Source organism: Janthinobacterium salmonicoloratum, assembly GCF_051380845.1.
In the GTDB taxonomy this organism is placed as follows: Bacteria; Pseudomonadota; Gammaproteobacteria; order Burkholderiales; family Burkholderiaceae_D; genus Janthinobacterium; species Janthinobacterium lividum_F.
In genome coordinates, this window is the sequence record NZ_JBNYXV010000007.1 from 97,384 (window position 1) to 114,546 (window position 17,163).

Annotated in this window: 15 protein-coding genes and 1 pseudogene; 14 read left to right on the plus strand and 2 right to left on the minus strand. The window is 62.2% G+C overall.

Going from position 1 to position 17,163, the window contains the following annotated elements:
* Nucleotides 1-3: 3 nt before the first annotated feature.
* Together ACQ4WY_RS24785 and ACQ4WY_RS24790 are read right to left on the minus strand one after the other, a co-directional pair.
* Nucleotides 4-360, minus strand: coding sequence for an addiction module antidote protein (locus ACQ4WY_RS24785; RefSeq protein ID WP_353659549.1), 357 nt, complete (start codon nucleotides 358-360; stop codon nucleotides 4-6).
* Nucleotides 357-743: a type II toxin-antitoxin system RelE/ParE family toxin gene (locus ACQ4WY_RS24790; RefSeq protein WP_436506352.1), complete on the minus strand. Its 387-nt coding sequence runs from the start codon at nucleotides 741-743 to the stop codon at nucleotides 357-359. The genes ACQ4WY_RS24785 and ACQ4WY_RS24790 overlap by 4 nt, the downstream gene beginning before the upstream one ends.
* Before the next feature lie 158 nt (nucleotides 744-901).
* On the opposite strand from ACQ4WY_RS24790, the gene ACQ4WY_RS24795 reads away from it, so the two are divergent.
* From ACQ4WY_RS24795 to ACQ4WY_RS24860, 14 genes and pseudogenes are all read left to right on the plus strand, one after another.
* Nucleotides 902-1,120 (plus strand): SlyX family protein, encoded by a 219-nt coding sequence (locus ACQ4WY_RS24795; protein WP_436506354.1) that lies wholly within the window; start codon nucleotides 902-904, stop codon nucleotides 1,118-1,120.
* Between the two features lie 155 nt (nucleotides 1,121-1,275).
* Entirely contained in the window at nucleotides 1,276-3,432 is a 2,157-nt protein-coding gene (locus ACQ4WY_RS24800; protein ID WP_436506355.1) for a M3 family metallopeptidase, read from the plus strand.
* A 238-nt stretch (nucleotides 3,433-3,670) separates the two neighbouring features.
* Nucleotides 3,671-5,824, plus strand: coding sequence for a M3 family metallopeptidase (locus ACQ4WY_RS24805; RefSeq protein ID WP_436506356.1), 2,154 nt, complete (start codon nucleotides 3,671-3,673; stop codon nucleotides 5,822-5,824).
* Nucleotides 5,825-5,933: 109 nt separating this feature from the next.
* Nucleotides 5,934-6,146 (plus strand): VF530 family protein, encoded by a 213-nt coding sequence (locus ACQ4WY_RS24810; protein WP_070219603.1) that lies wholly within the window; start codon nucleotides 5,934-5,936, stop codon nucleotides 6,144-6,146.
* A gap of 11 nt (nucleotides 6,147-6,157) precedes the next feature.
* Nucleotides 6,158-6,436, plus strand: coding sequence for a DUF4404 family protein (locus ACQ4WY_RS24815; RefSeq protein ID WP_099411273.1), 279 nt, complete (start codon nucleotides 6,158-6,160; stop codon nucleotides 6,434-6,436).
* A 226-nt stretch (nucleotides 6,437-6,662) separates the two neighbouring features.
* Complete coding sequence (locus tag ACQ4WY_RS24820; protein ID WP_436506451.1) at nucleotides 6,663-8,924, plus strand: YgiQ family radical SAM protein; 2,262 nt, start codon at nucleotides 6,663-6,665, stop codon at nucleotides 8,922-8,924.
* Between the two features lie 280 nt (nucleotides 8,925-9,204).
* Nucleotides 9,205-9,309, plus strand: a pseudogene (locus tag ACQ4WY_RS24825) (zinc-ribbon domain-containing protein); the annotation flags it as partial.
* 195 nt (nucleotides 9,310-9,504) lie between these two features.
* Nucleotides 9,505-10,248, plus strand: coding sequence for a hypothetical protein (locus ACQ4WY_RS24830; protein WP_436506461.1), 744 nt, complete (start codon nucleotides 9,505-9,507; stop codon nucleotides 10,246-10,248).
* A gap of 49 nt (nucleotides 10,249-10,297) precedes the next feature.
* Nucleotides 10,298-11,023, plus strand: a complete 726-nt coding sequence (locus ACQ4WY_RS24835) for a hypothetical protein (RefSeq protein ID WP_436506357.1) — start codon at nucleotides 10,298-10,300, stop codon at nucleotides 11,021-11,023.
* Nucleotides 11,024-11,088: 65 nt separating this feature from the next.
* A complete protein-coding gene (locus tag ACQ4WY_RS24840; protein ID WP_436506358.1) occupies nucleotides 11,089-12,201 on the plus strand; it encodes a hypothetical protein in 1,113 nt (370 codons plus the stop codon).
* An 8-nt stretch (nucleotides 12,202-12,209) separates the two neighbouring features.
* Nucleotides 12,210-13,304 carry a zinc ribbon domain-containing protein gene (locus tag ACQ4WY_RS24845; protein ID WP_436506359.1) on the plus strand — a complete coding sequence of 365 codons (1,095 nt, stop codon included), beginning with the start codon at nucleotides 12,210-12,212 and terminating at the stop codon, nucleotides 13,302-13,304.
* Nucleotides 13,305-13,469: 165 nt separating this feature from the next.
* Complete coding sequence (locus ACQ4WY_RS24850) at nucleotides 13,470-14,351, plus strand: EamA family transporter (RefSeq protein WP_436506360.1); 882 nt, start codon at nucleotides 13,470-13,472, stop codon at nucleotides 14,349-14,351.
* A gap of 208 nt (nucleotides 14,352-14,559) precedes the next feature.
* A complete protein-coding gene (locus ACQ4WY_RS24855; RefSeq protein WP_436506361.1) occupies nucleotides 14,560-15,519 on the plus strand; it encodes a sugar ABC transporter substrate-binding protein in 960 nt (319 codons plus the stop codon).
* Between the two features lie 84 nt (nucleotides 15,520-15,603).
* Nucleotides 15,604-17,160: a sugar ABC transporter ATP-binding protein gene (locus ACQ4WY_RS24860; protein WP_436506362.1), complete on the plus strand. Its 1,557-nt coding sequence runs from the start codon at nucleotides 15,604-15,606 to the stop codon at nucleotides 17,158-17,160.
* The last annotated feature ends 3 nt before the right edge of the window (nucleotides 17,161-17,163 follow it).

Below are 17,163 nucleotides of genomic sequence, written 5' to 3' on the forward strand. Positions count from 1 at the left end.
CGGTCACGCTTCCACGGCGCCATCTGGCGTGGTTTTTGGCACGATGGCCAGCTGCATGCCCAGCGCATCGAGCATTTTTAAAATGGTTTCGAAGCGCGGCTTGCTGCCTTCGCGCAAGGCTTTATACGCGCCTTCGCGCGTGATGTCGGCCCTGGCCGCGACCTTGCCCATGCCGTAGGCGCGCACCACGTCGTTCATGGCGGATTGGAACAGTTCCGCGTTGCCCGTGGCGACGATTTCGCTCATGTAGGCGGCCACGGCGGCTTTGCTGGTCAGGTGTTGCGTCGGGTCAAACTTGCTCAGGCCTAATGCTTCCAGGTCGTCGAGGTCGAAGGTGTCATGGTCGGGGTGTTGGTTCATTTCTTTCGTGCTCCTGTCGATGGGGCTGCTGCCGCTTTCCTGATGGCTGCCTGCCGGGCTTTCAAGTCCCTGAGGATTGCTTGCGCCTGCTTGATGTCGCGCCGCTGGCTGGACTTGTCGCCGCCCAGCAGCAGCAAGATCAGGGTGCCCCGATTCGTTTCGTGAAAATACACGCGCCAGCCGGGCCCCGTCTGTAAAAAGCGCAGCTCGCAGACGCCTTCGCCTACCGGCCGCCAATCGCCTTTTTTTCCATGCTGCAAATGCTTGATGCGCGCATCGATGGCGGCGGCCGCCACGTCGTGCAGGCAATCTTCCCAGCGCCGGTACTCAGCCGTCTTGCGCGTGTCGATCAGGGATGGCTCAGGAGCCGCAGGTGTGTTCATTGTAATCGTTTGTTCTCATTCGTCAAGCGGCTTGAGCCCATGTGTGCAGAATAAACAGAAATCGGGGCCCGCCTAGCGGGGAATGGAGGGAGTTTGTCCTGGCTCACGCCGCTGCGGCGGTAGAATGCCGCTTTTAGTCAGGAATCACCGAGAGCACCATGAACAATGCAGAACAGATGGAAGTACGTTTCGTCGATATCGAAATCAAGCTGGCGCAGCAGGAAGACCTGGTCGAATCGCTGAACCAGATGGTGTACCAGCAAGGCAAGCGCATCGACCAGCTGGAAGCGATGTTGCACAAGCTGGGCGAGCACGTGCGCGACGGGGCGCAGCAGGCGAATGGCGGGCTGGTCAACGAGCGCCCGCCGCATTACTAAATCGGCATTGTGACGCGGGGATGCATGAAAACCATTCATTACCCGCCAACCCGCTACCGTCAGTAGTTGCTGGTGACGCAAGTGTGTCAGGCTGTTATTATTTCAGGCTGGCCCGCGACACAATCGCGGCTCTCTTGCGTTTCTTGAAAGAAGACATGACCCGTCCAACAATGCTCGTCATCGCCGCCAGCCTGATGCTGGCGCCAGCCGCCGCTTTTGCCGCCACCGCCACCGTGGTGTCTGCCGCTACCGCGGCGCCAGCCTTGCCCGTCTCTAACCCGTTTGCGCAGGCCAGCAGCCTGCCCTTCAACTATCCACCGTTCGACAAGGTGCAGGATGCCGACTACGCTCCGGCCTTTACGGCAGGCATGGCCGCCAACCTGGCGGAAATCAACGCGATTGCCAATAACCCGAAAGCGGCCACGTTCGACAACACCATCGTCGCCATGGAACGCTCGGGCCAGTTGCTGAGCCGCGTGCGCACCGTGTTTTCCGTGATGTCCGGTTCCAACACGAATGACACGATCCAGGGCCTGGAACGCGAGCTGGCGCCGAAAATGGCGGCCCACAGCGACGCGATCATGCTCAACGACAAATTGTTCAAGCGCATCGATACCCTGTACGCCAAGCGCGACAAGCTGGGCCTCGATGCCGAATCGAAACGCCTGCTGGAGCGCTATCACACGGACTTCGTGCGCGCGGGTGCCAAGCTGTCGGCGGCTGACAAGGAAAAGCTGCGCGCCTACAACGGCCAGCTGGCTGCCCTGTCGACCAAGTTCGCGCAGAACGTGCTGAAAGAATTGAACGCCTCGGCTGTCGTCGTCGATACGCGCGAGGAACTCGACGGCCTGTCGCCAGCCGCTATCGAAGTGGCCGCGGGCCTGGCCAAGAAGCGCGGCCTGGATGGAAAATATGTAATCGCCCTCGTCAACACGACGGGCCAGGCGCCGCTGTCGCTGCTGACCAACCGCGCCGTGCGCGAACGCATCATGGCCGCTTCGCAAGCGCGTGGCAGCCGTGGCGGCGAGTTCGACAACACCCAGGAAGTGCTGGAACTGGCGAAACTGCGCGCCGAACGTGCCGCGCTGATGGGCTACCCGAATTACGCTGCCTATTCGCTGGAAGACCAGACGGCGCACGACACCACCGCCGTGAACGCCTTGCTGGGCGAGCTGGCGAAGCCGGCCGTCGTCAATGCGCGCCGTGAAGCGGACGATATCCAGAAGGTCATCGATGCAGGAAAAGGCGGCTTCAAGGTGGGCGCTGCCGACTGGGCTTTCTACAGCGACAAGGTACGCGCAGAACGCTACAACTTTGACGAGAATCAACTCAAACCGTACTTTGAGATGCACAGCGTGCTGACCAAGGGCGTGTTCTTTGCCGCTGGCAAGTTGTACGGCCTCACCTTCAAGCAGCGCACCGACTTGCCCGTCTACACGGCTGATATGCTGGTGTACGACGTCTTCAATGAAGACGGCACGCAGCTGGCCATTTTCACGCTCGACCCTTACGCGCGCAGCAACAAGCGCGGCGGCGCCTGGGCGAATGCCTACGTGGGCCAGTCAAGCTTGTTGGGTCGCAAGCCGGTCATTGCGAATAACCTCAACATTCCGAAGCCGGAAGCGGGCCAGCCGACCCTGATGACGTTTGACGAAGTCAACACCATGTTCCACGAATTCGGCCATGCGCTGCACGGCATGTTTTCGAACGTGAAATACCCGCGCTTTGCCGGCACCAGCGTGCCGCGCGACTTCGTCGAATACCCATCGCAAGTCAATGAAATGTGGGCGCTGTGGCCGGAAGTGCTGCAAAACTACGCCAAGCACTACCAGACGGGCGTGGCCATCCCTGCCGAACTGCTGGCCAAAGTGACGGCGGCCGACAATTTCAACCAGGGCTATAAAACCACGGAATACCTGGCATCGGCCCTGCTGGACCAGCGCTGGCATCAGCTGACCCCGGCGCAGATCCCTAGCGACGTGCTGGCGTTTGAGAAAGCCGCCTTGACGGATGCGGGCGTCGATTTCGCGCCGGCGCCGCCGCGCTACCGCACCACGTATTTCTCGCACGCGTTCGCGGGCGGCTATTCGGCCGGCTATTACGCGTATCTGTGGTCGGAAAAGCTCGACGCAGACACGGTCGAGTGGTTCAAGGAAAACGGCGGCCTGACGCGCAAGAACGGCGACTGGTTCCGCAATAAACTGCTGTCGCGCGGCGGCAGCGCCGATGCGCTCGACATCTACCGCAACTTCCGTGGCCGCGATGCGAAGATCGAGCCGCTGCTGGAACGCCGTGGCCTGAGCGTTAAATAAGCCGGCAAGTAAATCGCATCATTCCCGGCCTCAAAGCCGGGTGCATGAAAATGGCTGCCAAGCGATTGGCGGCCATTTTTATTTGGAGATGTTGATGCCAAACCGTGGTAAACCGCGCATTTGGCGTGATGCACCACAGGATAGCCCATGTTGGATGACGCCTGTGTGACAGGCTGCTATGATCTGCCACTGGCCCGCGACGCGATCGCGGTTCTTCCCGCGCTTCCTGAAAGATGTCATGATCCGTCCACAACTGCTCGTCATCGCCGCCAGTGTCATGCTGGCCCACGCCGCTCCGTCCGCCATGGCTGCCGCCACTGCAAAATCCACGCCTGCCGCCGCCGTCAGCGCCCAGAACCCCCTGCTCAAAGCGAGTCCGCTGCCGTTTCAGATGCCGCAGTTCGGCCTGATCAAGGATGCTCACTATGCGCCGGCGTTTGCCGAAGGCATGAAACGCCAGCTGGCCGAAGTCAACGCGATTGCCAGCAACCGTCAGGCACCCACGTTTGAAAACACCATCGTGGCCCTCGAGCGCACGGGGCAGTTGCTGCACCGCGTGCAAAGCATCTTCAGCAACATGACCTCGACCAACACGAATAGCGTGCTGGAAGCGGTGGAAGTCGACGTGTCGCCGAAACTGGCCGCGCATGGCGACGCGATCACCCTGAATCCGAAACTGTTTACCCGCATCGACACCCTGTACGCCAAGCGCGACAAGCTGGGCCTCGATGCCGAATCCTTGCGCCTGCTGGAACGCTATCACACGGATTTCGTGCGCGCCGGCGCCAAGCTGTCCGATGCGGACAAGGAAAAACTGAAAGCCTACAACGCTGAGCAGGCGGGCCTGGAAACGGCCTTCGCGCAAAACGTGCTGAAGGAAACGAATGCCAAGAGCATCGTCGTCGACACGCGCGCTGAGCTGGCGGGCATGACGGACAGCGATATCGATACGGCCGCCGCCGCCGCCAAGGAACGCGGCCTGACGGGCAAGTTCCTCATCGCCCTCGTCAACACCAGCGGCCAGCCGCCACTGGCGGTATTGACGGATCGCAAGACACGCCAGCGCCTGATGGATGCGTCGCTGAACCGCGGCAGCCAGGGCGGCGAGTTCGACAACCGCGCCATCGTGCTGAAGCTGGCTAAACTGCGCGCCGAACGGGCCACGCTGCTCGGTTACGCCAATTACGCCGCGTATTCGCTGGAAGACCAGACGGCCAAGACCACCACGGCCGTCAACACCCTGCTGTCGGAACTGGCGAAACCGGCCGTCGCCAATGCGCGCCGCGAAGCTGCCGACCTGCAGCAAGTGGTCGATGCGGAAAAAGGCGGCTTCCAGGTAGCGGCGGCAGACTGGGCCATCTACACGGACAAGCTGCGCAAGCAACGTTTTAATTTTGATGAAAATGAGCTGAAGCCGTACCTGGAACTCAACAGCGTGCTGAACAACGGCGTCTTCTTTGCCGCCAATAAACTGTACGGCATCAGCTTCAAGGAACGTAAGGACTTGCCGGTGTACAACCCGGACGTGCGCGTCTACGACGTGCTCGATGCGAACGGCAAGCCGCTGGCCCTGTTCATCGCCGACTTCTATGCGCGCGGCAACAAGCATGGCGGCGCGTGGATGAATGAATACGTGTCGCAATCGTCGCTGATGGGCACGCACCCCGTGGTGGCCAACCAATTGAACATTCCGAAGCCGCCCTCCGGCCAGCCGACCTTGCTGACGTTTGATGAAGTGACGACCATGTTCCACGAATTCGGCCATGCGCTGCACGGCATGTTTTCGAACGTGAAATACCCACGCTTTGCTGGCACCAGCGTGCCGAGCGACTTCGTCGAGTACCCGTCGCAAGTCAATGAAATGTGGGCCGTATGGCCGGAAGTGCTGCAAAACTATGCCAAGCACTACCAGAGCGGCGCGGCCATGCCGCAGGAATTGCTCGACAAGGTCACTGCGGCGAAGAAATTCAACCAGGGCTTCATGACGACGGAATACCTGTCGGCGGCTCTGCTGGACCAGCGCTGGCATCAGCTGGCGCCGAGCCAGATCCCGACGGACGTGCTGGCCTTTGAAGCGGCATCCTTGAAGGATGCGGGCGTCGATTACGCGCCCGTGCCGCCACGCTACCGCACCAGCTACTTCTCGCACAGCTTCTCGGGCGGCTACTCGGCAGCCTACTACGCCTACCTGTGGTCGGAAAAGCTGGACGCGGAATCGGTCAACTGGTTCAAGGAAAACGGCGGCCTGACGCGCAAGAATGGCGACTGGTTCCGCAGCAAATTGCTATCGCGCGGCGGCAGTGTCGATGCGCTGCAACTGTTCCGTGACTTCCGCGGCCGCGACGCCACCGTGGAACCGTTGCTGGAACGTCGGGGCTTGAACGCCAAGTAAGCCGTCCTCATCTGAAGCTTGCGTTGCGTTGACATGGCGCACGCAAGCTTTCCGTGCCGGGGGCGTAGAATTGAGTAAGATGTAAATAAGAAGGCAGTTGAAAGAGTATATGAGTCAGCAAGATTTGAATGGCATTACCCTGGAAGGTATCGTGACGCGCCTGCACGCCCACTACGGTTGGGACGGCCTGGCCAAGCACATCGATATCAATTGCTTCATCAGCGATCCCAGCATCAAGTCGAGCCTGAAGTTTTTGCGCAAGACCCCGTGGGCCAGAAGCAAGGTGGAACAATTGTTCCTGGACACGCAATTTACTGACTGACAGGAAAAAACATGGATAGCAAACTCAAGGAATCTCTGCAACAACTGCATTCGACACTAGCAACCAGCGGTCCCGTCGATGAAGAACTGCATGGTTTGCTGCAAAAACTCGATGTCGACATCAAGCTGCTGATGGAAAAGCGCGCCGCGCAAGAGCAGGAAGAAGAGTCGACGACCTATGGCCTGGCCGAGCGCAGCCAGGAATTGTCGGCGAAGTTCGCCGTCAAGCATCCGAAACTGGAGCCAGCGTTGCGCGAATTGGGTGAAATTTTAGCCAATATGGGTATTTAAGCAAGTCGCGGGAAATGCCGGGCCTTGTCCTGCCGGGACGGGCCTTCTTTCCCCAAGTGATTGAAAAATAAACGTTTTTTGCACTGAAATCCAACAGTAAAAAGCAGGCCGTCAGGTTGGAAATGGCCAATTCCGGTACAATCCGTACCCTATGAGCTCCCCTACCAATTTATTTGCGACCGTTCCCAAGCGGTCTGCCCGCGCTGCCGTGGCGCCTTTCCTGCCGATGTCGCGCGCCGAGATGGACGCGCTGGGCTGGGACCAGTGCGACGTCATCCTCGTCACGGGCGACGCCTACATCGACCATCCGAGTTTCGGCATGGCCCTGGTTGGCCGCCTGCTCGAAGCGCAAGGCTACCGTGTGGGCATCATCAGCCAGCCCGACTGGCTGTCGGCCGAAGCGTTCCGCATCCTCGGCAAGCCGCGCCTGTACTACGGCATTACTGCCGGCAACATGGATTCCATGGTCAATCAGTACACGGCCGACCGCAAGATCCGCTCCGACGACGCCTATACGGCAAATGCGGAACCGAACAAGCGCCCGGACCGCGCCGTCACCGTGTACGCTCAGCGCGCGCGCGAAGCGTATTCCGATGTGCCTATCGTCATCGGCAGCATCGAGGCATCCTTGCGCCGCATCGCCCATTACGATTACTGGTCGGATAAGGTCCGCCGTTCCGTCTTGCCCGATTCCAAGGCTGATTTGTTGATTTTCGGCAATGCCGAGCGGGCGCTGGTCGACCTGACGCACCGCCTGGCCGCCGGCGAACACATCAAGGATATCCGCGACTTGCGCGGCACGGCCTTCATGGTGCCGTCCGGCTGGCTGCCCGGCGACGACTGGGGCGTGCACAATTCCACCCGCGTCGACGTGCCCGGCAAGATCGACCCGCACTACAGCCCGTACGAGATGGTGCAGGAAGACAAGACCGCCTGCGCCACGGAAAATGCCTCGAAATCCGCCGAAGTCATCAAGCCGATCCGCATCATGAGCCGCGAAGAGCGCCTGGCCATGGCCAAGGAAAAGCACGACAAGACGGTCGTGCGCCTGCCTGCGTATGACGTCGTCAAGGATGACCCCGTCATGTACGCGCACGCGTCACGCGTGTTCCACCTGGAATCGAATCCCGGCAATGCGCGCGCCATGGTGCAGGCGCACGGCGAACGCGACGTGTGGCTCAATCCGCCGCCGCTGCCGCTGGCCATGGACGAGATGGATGGCGTGTACGACATGAATTATGCGCGCGCCCCGCACCCGAGCTATGGCAAGGCACATATCCCCGCCTGGGAAATGATCCGTTTTTCCGTCAACATCATGCGCGGCTGCTTCGGCGGCTGTACCTTCTGCTCGATTACCGAGCACGAAGGGCGCATCATCCAGAGCCGTTCGGAACCGTCGATCCTGCGCGAAATCGAGCATATCCGCGATAAGACCAAAGGCTTTACGGGCACCATTTCCGATATGGGTGGCCCGACGGCGAATATGTACCGCCTCGCTTGCAAGGAAAAAGAGATCGAAGTCTCGTGCCGCCGCCTGTCCTGCGTGTATCCGTCCATCTGCGTCAACCTGGGCACGGATCACAGCAAGCTCATTTCCCTGTACCGCAAGGCGCGCGCCATTCCTGGCATCAAGAAAGTGCTGATCAGCTCGGGCTTGCGCTACGACCTGGCCGTGCGTTCGCCCGAGTACGTCAAGGAACTGGTCACGCATCACGTCGGTGGCCTGCTGAAGATCGCGCCCGAGCACACGGAAGAGGGGACCTTGTCGAAGATGATGAAGCCCGGCATCGGCGCGTATGACGAGTTCAAGGAAATGTTTGACCGTTTCTCGCTGGAAGCAGGCAAGAAGCAGTACCTGATCCCCTACTTCATCGCCGCCCATCCGGGCACGACGGATCTGGACATGCTGAACCTGGCCCTGTGGCTGAAGAAGAACAACTTCAAGCTGGACCAGGTGCAAACCTTCATGCCCACGCCGATGGCCATGGCCACGACGATGTACCACACGCGCAAGAATCCTTTGCGCAAGGTCACGGCCGACTCGGAAGTGGTGGAAACGGCCCGTAGCGGCAAGATCCGCCGCACGCATAAAGCCTTCCTGCGCTACCAGGACCCGGCCAACTGGCCGATCCTGCGCGAAGCGCTGGTCAACATGGGCCGTGGCGACTTGATCGGCAATGGCGACAAGCATTTGATACCGGCATGGACGTCGTCAGAATCGGGCGGCCTGGCCGCAGGCGAACGCAGCCGCCAGACGCATGGCGCCGGCACGCCGGACAAGTTCAAGGTTACGCCAGGCAAGAACCGCATCGCCCTGGGTGGCACGGCAGCGGCGCCCAAAGCGTCCGCCGCCGAATCGAAGGTGCGCCCATCGATCCTGTCGACCATCAAAACGAAGGCCAAGCCGGCCGCCGTACCGATGGGCCGTGGCAGCAAGCCGCCAGCCAAGGGCGGCCATGCCGCGCCAGCACGGGGCGGACGCAAGTAAACGGCCCCGGCCCCTCGGGCAGAGCCTGAAAACCCGGCAACGCGTACTGCGTTGCCGGGTTTTTTGCTATCTGCGCACCAAGATGGGGCTCGGCACGCCATGGTGGCGGGATTTTTACCAATATTTAAAAATTGAATAGAGCAAAAGGCAATTTTCCCTTGTGGCAACTTGGTGTTTGAAAATATACTCGTTGAATATTTAGCCGTACGGCAACAATGCTGCCATTCTGGCAAGCGCCAGCGTACGCGACTCCCAGCGTTTAGATGAAAAGAGATGCCAATTGAAATGCCTTTCCTGCCAGGCCGAGAATAAGCCGGGCGCAAAATTCTGTTCCTCTTGCGGCACGACGTTTGCCGTTGCTCCTGCCGCCGCCACGGTGCCAGGCAAATCCTGTGGCCAGTGCGGCCACGATTGCAAGCCAGATGCCAAGTTCTGCCCCAAGTGCGCGTTCAGCTTTGCCGTGGCGCAAGTGGCGTCGCCGGAGCCGGTTCCTGAGCCGACTTCTGAACCGGTTCCTGAGCCGATTCCTGAGCCAGCGAGTGTGTTCCTTCCAGAACCCGCGCCAGTGGCAGCAGTGGTCGTGGAAGTTGTCCCGGAACCCGTTCCCGTCCCCGTCGCTCTCCCGGAACCGGTCGCGCCGCCACCGCCCGTGCTGGAAAAGTGCCGTGCCGATCCCGCACCTGCGCCGGAACCGGAAGCCACTCCCGTACCGGTGCCGGACCGCGTTCCCGACACGCCGGCGGACAACCCACCGGCTGGCAAGCGCATGAAACTGATCGCCGCAGCCGTCGCAGCGGTGGTACTGCTGGGCGGTGCGGGCGCTTACTATTTCTTGTCAAGCAAGCCGCCTGCCGCTGTGCCGGAACCCGCTCCGGCCTTGCCCGCGCTGGCGGACCCTGCGCCTGCCGCCGAGCAGCCGCTGGCCATCAGCGACCCTGCGCTCGATGGCGCCACGACGGCCGACCATGCCGCGACACCTGCCGCGGCCGAACCCGCGCCAGTGCCGGCGGCCGAACCGGCACCTGCACCGGCTCCAGCGCCAGCGCCAGCACCAGCACCGGTTCCGGTGGCGGAAAAGCCCGCCAAGCCCGTCAAGGCCGTGCCGCCACCGGCGCCTGTCAAGCAGACTAGCGGCCTGGAAAGCGTGATCACGGACAGCCTGTCGGAAGCGAGCCATTGCATGAGCCAGCGCAAATACGACTGTGCCATTGCCAATGCGAATGCCGTGCTGCGCATGGATACGGGCAACCGCCATGCGCTCGACATCAAGCGCAAGGCGAAAGAGGCGCAAGACAAGGCGCTGTCGCAAATTCAGATCGAGTAAGCCGCGCTGCTCGCCTTCCATTCCAATTTTGATCCTCCTGGAGAATGACGTGAAAAACTTGAAACAAATTGCCACGCCCATGGTGGCGCTGCTGGTTGTGTCCTCGATGCTGGCCGGCTGTGCCGCGCCTGGCGGCCCTGGCGCCACGGGCAATACCACCACCGCAGGCACGGAAGCGGCCAGCGGCGAATGCAATACGGCCATGCTGGCCGGCATCGGCGCCGTCGTGGGCGGCTTGCTGGGCGGTGGCAACAACACCGTGCGCGGTGCGGCCCTGGGCGCCAGCCTGGGCGCGCTCGCCTGTGTGGCCCTGAATTATCAAAGCCAGCAAGTCAAGACGGCGCAGCAGGTGCAGACCGATTACAAGGTGGCCAACAAGGGCAAGCTGCCCGAGCAATCGACCTTGGTGAAGTACGAGACGGGCTTTACGCCGTCCTCCGTGCGTCCGGGCCAGAAGGCACAGACCAATTCGTATATCGAAGTGGCGGCCGGCACGCGCGATCCGAACCCGCTGGTGGAAGAGGAGTTGAGCCTGTACAAGCCAAATGGCGACCTGATTAAAACCGTGCGCAAGGTGGTCAGCAGCAATAACGGCAGTGGCGCCTACAAGGGCGGCTTCTCGATTCCCATGCCAGAAGGCGTACCGCAGGGGATTTACCCGGTGCGCACGGCTCTGTACCTGAATAGCAAGCGCGTCGGTGGCCAGGACGTCAAGCTGCAGATCGTCCAGCGCCAGGCGCCTGCGAGCGAGCTGCAACTGGCGCGTGCCTATTAAACAATCATTAGCACGGGGCGGCCAGGCAGGCCGTCCCATTCCGATTTACCCCTTCCAGGCTAGACATGACCATTTCCACCGAAGCACATAAACCTCTTCCCTTTTCCTCCGCCGTGGGCTCGCTGATCGAAGCGACTGACGCCATCAAGAACTTCCGCGCGATTGCCCTGCTGGCCCTGACCTTCATCGGCGCCGTGCTCGTCGGTGGCGTGCTGACGATGCTCGCCGGCAGCATGAGCAGTGTCGTGCTGGCCTTCCTGGGCGGCCTGATGGCCTTCCTCGTGATGTTTTACGGCTCCAACGCCGTGGGCATCCTGCTGATGCGCGATGCGCAGGGCCAGCCGGGCCTGAGCCTGGTTGATGCCGTGCTCGTCTCGCTGTACACGAGCCACCGCCTGATCGCGGTCGTCTTCCTTGAATTCCTGATCGTGCTGGCGGCCATGATCGCCATCGCCATCATCTTGTTCGTCTGCAAGATCCCCGTGCTCGGCCCCGTGCTGTACACGGTCGTCTTCCCGCTGTCTGCCATCGTGCTGGGCGTGCTGGTGTTTGCGCTGTTCTACGTGATGCTGCCGCTGGCCGGCCCTGCCGCCTGGTCGGGTGCCAGCGTGTTCCAGATCATTGCCCGCCTGAACCAGATCGTGCGCACCAAGCTGGTGTCCGTGATCCTGCTGGAAGTGCTGCTGTTCCTGATCACCTCGTTTGTCGCGCTGCTGATCTTTGGCGTGCTCGGTACCGGCGTGTCGCTGACCAGCGGCATGTCCGCAGGCATCCTGGGCCTGGGCGGCCAGATGAACATGTATTCCCTGGCTTCGGGTCTGAGCGGCGGTTCCGGCTATATCATCGCAGCGGGTCTGGGCGGCGGCTTGCTGCTGGCGGCCGCGGCCGTGGTGCCGGGCCTGATCTTTACCAAGGGCGTGTGCATCATTTACCTGGACGCCACGCGCAATGTCGATTTCAGCGCTTCGGAAGCGAGCCTGAACGATGGCCTGGCCACGGTCAAGAAAAAAGCCGAGGAAGCGCGTGAACGCGCGCGTGCCCTGGCCGAGCAGGCCGCGGCACCCGCCGCTCCCGCTCCGGCTGGCGCACCCATTGAGAGTTTGCACTGCCCGAGCTGCAAGGCGCCGGTCGCATCCGACGATGCGTTCTGCGGCGAATGCGCACATAAACTCAAGTAAGGCACACCATGGCTCACTTCTGCACCAAATGCGGCACCGCCTACCTCCCCGGCGCGCGCTTTTGCGATGAATGCGGCAAGGCCTTGAATGCCGTGCCGTCGCCCGGACCTGCGCCGGTACCCGTTGCGCCTGCCAAGCCGGCTGGCGCTGGCGTGCAGCGGCGCCACCTCATCCTGGCCGGCGGCGTGCTGGCGGTGCTCATCGTGGCCGGCGGCGTCCTGGCTTGGCTGCTGGCGCCAGAGGCGGCCTCGGCCAGCAGTTTCAGCCGCGCCATCGATGCCCATCTGGCGGCCGACGAGGCGGCGCGCGACAAGTTGCTGTGCCTCACCAACTTGCCGTACCAGAAGGAAGAGATCCGCGTGGCGTCGTACGACAGTTCCACTCGGCAATGGCTCGATATCCTCGTGCGTAGCGGGCTGTACAACGCTCCCGTCGAACAAGGCAGCGGTGGCTGGCTTGCGCAATCGCAATTTGTCTACGTGCTGGCCGCACCGGGCAAGGCAGCCTTGCGCGGCGACAAGCTGTGCGTGGCCAAGGGCGTGAAAGTGGCCAAGGTCAGCGGCTACGACCAGGTGCGTGACCTGGGCGCACAGCACGTGGCGATGGCCAAGGCCACCCTGGCGTTGACCGATGAGGCGGCGTGGCTCGCCAAATCGCCGGACCGCGCGCTGATCCTGCAACGCTTGCAGGACGGTGACCTGGAAGTGCGGTTGCCGCTGGCGCTGGTCGACAAGCAGTGGCAAGTCATCGACGAAGCGCAGATGAGCCAGGCGGCCATGACGGGTGCGCTGGGCAAAGCGTCTGCCGTGCAGGGCGCGGGCATGCTGGACAAGCTGAAAAGCGTGTTCAGCTTTGGCGGCCACCCGCTGGTGGGCAAATGGAAGAGCTCGACGGGTGCAGTCCTGGAATTTACGCAGGACAGCATGATCGAGAACGGCAGGACGACCAAGGCCACCTTTGCGACGGAAGGCAATGTCGTGACGATCGTTTCGGAAGAGGGGGGCGGCATGGCCGCTCAAATCAGCCTGAGCAACAGCAACAATACGGCCATGCTCACCGTCGGCGGCATGCCGATCGCGGCGATGCAGCGCGTGCGCGATTAAGCATCAGGCCCGGCGGCGCAGCGTGCCGCCTTGCATCATTCCCAGAGCCCGGTCATGCCGGGTTTTTTTTTATGGCGACCGCACTGCGGCATGGCAAGGTATTTATCTTGACATTAAGATAGTTTGCGACCACACTCGGTTTTTATCTTAGTGTCGAGATAGTGTATGTCTGCCTCTGCTGTCCGCCCCGCCTGGGGCGATATCGTGCTCACGGCGCTGGCGCCCCTGATCTGGGGTTCCACGTATATCGTCACGTCCGAACTGCTGCCGCCAAACCGGCCCTTCACGGCGGCCCTGATCCGCGTGCTGCCGGCCGGCCTGCTGTTGCTGCTCCTCATGCGACGCCTGCCCGTGCGGCGTGAGTGGATCCGCGTGCTGATCCTGTCGGCGCTGAATATCGGCGTGTTCCAGGCACTGCTGTTCGTGGCCGCCTACCGCTTGCCGGGCGGCTTGGCGGCCGTGGTGGGCGCCATCCAGCCGCTGCTGGTGATGGGCCTGGCCTGGGGCGTGGAAGGGCGCCGTCCGGCCCGCCTGGCCTTGCTGGCCAGCGTGCTGGGCGTGGCCGGCATGGGCGTTTTATTGTTGTCGCCACGCACCGTGTGGGAACCGATCGGCATTGCCGCCGCGCTGGGCGGCACCGCCTGCATGGCGGCCGGCACTTACCTGACGCGGCGCTGGAAGCCGGACTTGCCCGTGCTGGCGCTGACGGGCTGGCAATTGCTGCTCGGCGGCCTGATGCTGGCGCCCGTCGCCTGGCTGGCTGACGCGCCCTTGCCGGCGCTATCCTTGCAGCAAGTGCTGGCCTATGCCTACCTGTGTCTGGCCGGCGCCTTGCTCGCGTATGCCCTATGGTTCCGCGGCATCGCCAGGCTGTCGCCCGTGGCCGTCTCCTCGCTGGGCCTGCTCAGTCCCCTGATGGCCGTCGTGCTGGGCTGGGCCTTGCTGGGCCAGGCCATGACGGGCTGGTCGATGCTGGGTTTGCTGCTGGTGCTGGCCAGTGTGCTGGCCGTGCAGTGGGTCAGCGCCCGTCCCGCAACAAAGTCCTGACTTCCGCGCATTTCCCTTCGGCAGGCTGAGCGTATCAGCCTGCCTGTTTCCCTCTGGGCGCTCCCTTTTTGCTGCACCGCACATACAGTTTTGCTTGCACTGTAATAGGGCATTGAGGCACTATTCGCTTCGCGCAAACGTTTGCGCGCAATGAATTTCCTAAAAAGCATGCAGTACACGTGCTTGACCAACAACTTTGGAGACGCTCATGACATCCCGTATTCGCCTGAAAATGATTGCCGCCGCTGTCCTGGTGTGTGCCTTGCCCGCCGTGCCGGCGATGGCGCAGACACCTGCAAAGCCGAAGGTGGCACTGGTGATGAAGTCGCTCGCCAATGAATTTTTCCTGACCATGGAAAATGGCGCCAAGGCGCATCAGAAGGCCAATGCCGCCAAGTACGACTTGCTGTCGAACGGCATCAAGGATGAGACGGATACGTCGAGCCAGATCAAGCTGGTCGAGCAGATGATCGTCTCGCGCGTCAACGCGCTGGTGATCGCCCCGGCCGACTCGAAAGCGCTGGTGCCGGTGCTGAAGAAAGCCATCGACGCGGGCATCATCGTCGTCAATATCGACAACAAGCTCGACGAAGGCGCCCTGAAAGAGAAGGGTATTTCCGTACCGTTCGTCGGCCCGGACAACCGCAAGGGTGCCAAGGTCGTTGGCGACTACCTGGCCCAGCAGATCAAGAAGGGCGACCCCGTCGGCATCATCGAAGGCGTCTCCACCACCTACAACGCGCAGCAGCGCACTCTGGGCTTCCAGGACGCCATGAACGCGGCCGGCGCCAAGGTCGTCAGCGTGCAATCGGGCCAATGGGAAATCGCCCCCGCCAACACGGTGGCGGCCGCCATGCTGAACGCCAATCCGAATATCAAGGCTTTGCTGTGCGGTAACGACAACATGGCCATCGGCGCCATTTCCGCCATCAAGGCGGCCGGCAAGACGGGCAAAGTGCTCGTCGTCGGCTACGACAACATCAACGCCATCAAGCCGATGCTGGCCGATGGCCGCGTGCTGGCTACCGCCGACCAGTTCGGTTCGCAGCAAGCCGTGTTCGGCATCGACACCGTGCTGAAAGCCCTGGCGCAGAAGAAGAAACAGGCCGAGCTTGGTGGCGTCATCGAAACCAAGGTCGAACTGGTCGCCAAGGGCGCCAAGTCCTGATCGTTTGATCCCGCCGGGGCCGGCGCCCGCTTGCTCACCGAGCAGGCCCCGCCGGCCCCGCCGCCACTACCGCGGAGTTTTACCATGCCCACCGACATTCCACCGGCGCCAGCCGCCATTCCCCTGTTAACGCTCGATAACATCGGCAAGTCCTATGTCGGCCCCGTCCTCGGTGGCGTGGGCCTGCGCTTCGCCCCAGGCCAGGTGCTGGCGTTGACGGGAGAGAACGGCGCGGGCAAGAGTACCTTGTCGAAGATCATCTGCGGCCTGGAGCAAGCCACCACGGGCACGATGCTGCTCGATGGCAAGCCCTATCAGCCCGCCTCGCGCGGCGCCGCCGAGGCGCTGGGCATCCGCATGGTGATGCAGGAACTCAATCTGATTCCCACCCTGTCGATTGCGGAAAACCTGTACCTGAAAAATCTGCCGCAGCGCTTCGGCTTCATCGACCGTACGCGCCTCGAACGCGATGCGCGCGAACAGATGGAGAAAGTGGGCTTGGGCGGCCTCGACCCGTGGACCCTCGTGGGCGAACTGGGCATCGGCCACCAGCAAATGATCGAGATCGCGCGCAACCTGATCGGCGCCTGCCGCCTGCTGGTGCTCGACGAACCGACAGCCATGCTGACGCACCGCGAAGTGGAATTGCTGTTCCTGCAAATCGAGCGCCTGAAAGCCGACGGCGTGTGCATCATCTATATTTCGCACCGCCTGGAAGAACTCAAGCGCGTGGCTGACCGCATCGCCGTGCTGCGCGATGGGCAGCTGGTGTGCGACGACGCTATCGCGGGACACTCCGCCGCCGACCTGGTCAGCCTGATGGTGGGCCGCTCGGCCGACGATGCGGTGGACTTGAGCGGACGCACCATAGGCGCACCGCTGCTGCGCGTGCGCGGCCTGGCGCGCGGCAAGGTGGTCAACCCGACGTCCTTCGACTTGCGCGCCGGCGAAATCCTCGGCATTGCCGGCCTGATCGGTTCGGGCCGCACGGAATTGCTGCGCCTGATCTTCGGCGCCGACCGCGCCGATGCCGGTGAAGTTTTCCTCGGTGACAGCACAATCCCCGCCGCCTTGCATTCTCCGCAGGCAGCAGTGAAAGCTGGCATCGCCATGATCACGGAAGACCGCAAGGGACAAGGCTTGTTGTTGCGCCAGTCCATCGCCGTCAACACGACCCTCGCGTCACTCGACACGGTCAGTCACGCTGGTCTCGGCTGGCTCAACGACGCGGCCGAAGCGTCGGTGGCCGACGACTACATTCAACGCCTGGGCATCCGTTCGCGCAACAGCGCGCAAACGGTGGCCGAATTGTCCGGCGGTAACCAGCAAAAGGTGGTGATCGCCCGCTGGCTGTACCGAGACTGTCCCGTGATGCTGTTCGACGAGCCTACGCGCGGCATCGATATCGGCGCCAAGTTTGATATTTATCAGGTACTGGCCGAACAGGCGCGCCAGGGCAAGGGCCTCGTCATCGTCTCGAGCGACTTGCGCGAACTGATGCTGATCTGCGATCGCATCGCCGTGATGAGCGCGGGCAGCATCGTCGACACCTTCGAGCGCGGCGCCTGGAGCCAGGACGCGCTGCTGTCGGCGGCCTTCTCCGGCTATTTGACCCCCACTTCCACTCCAGCAGCGGCCTGATCC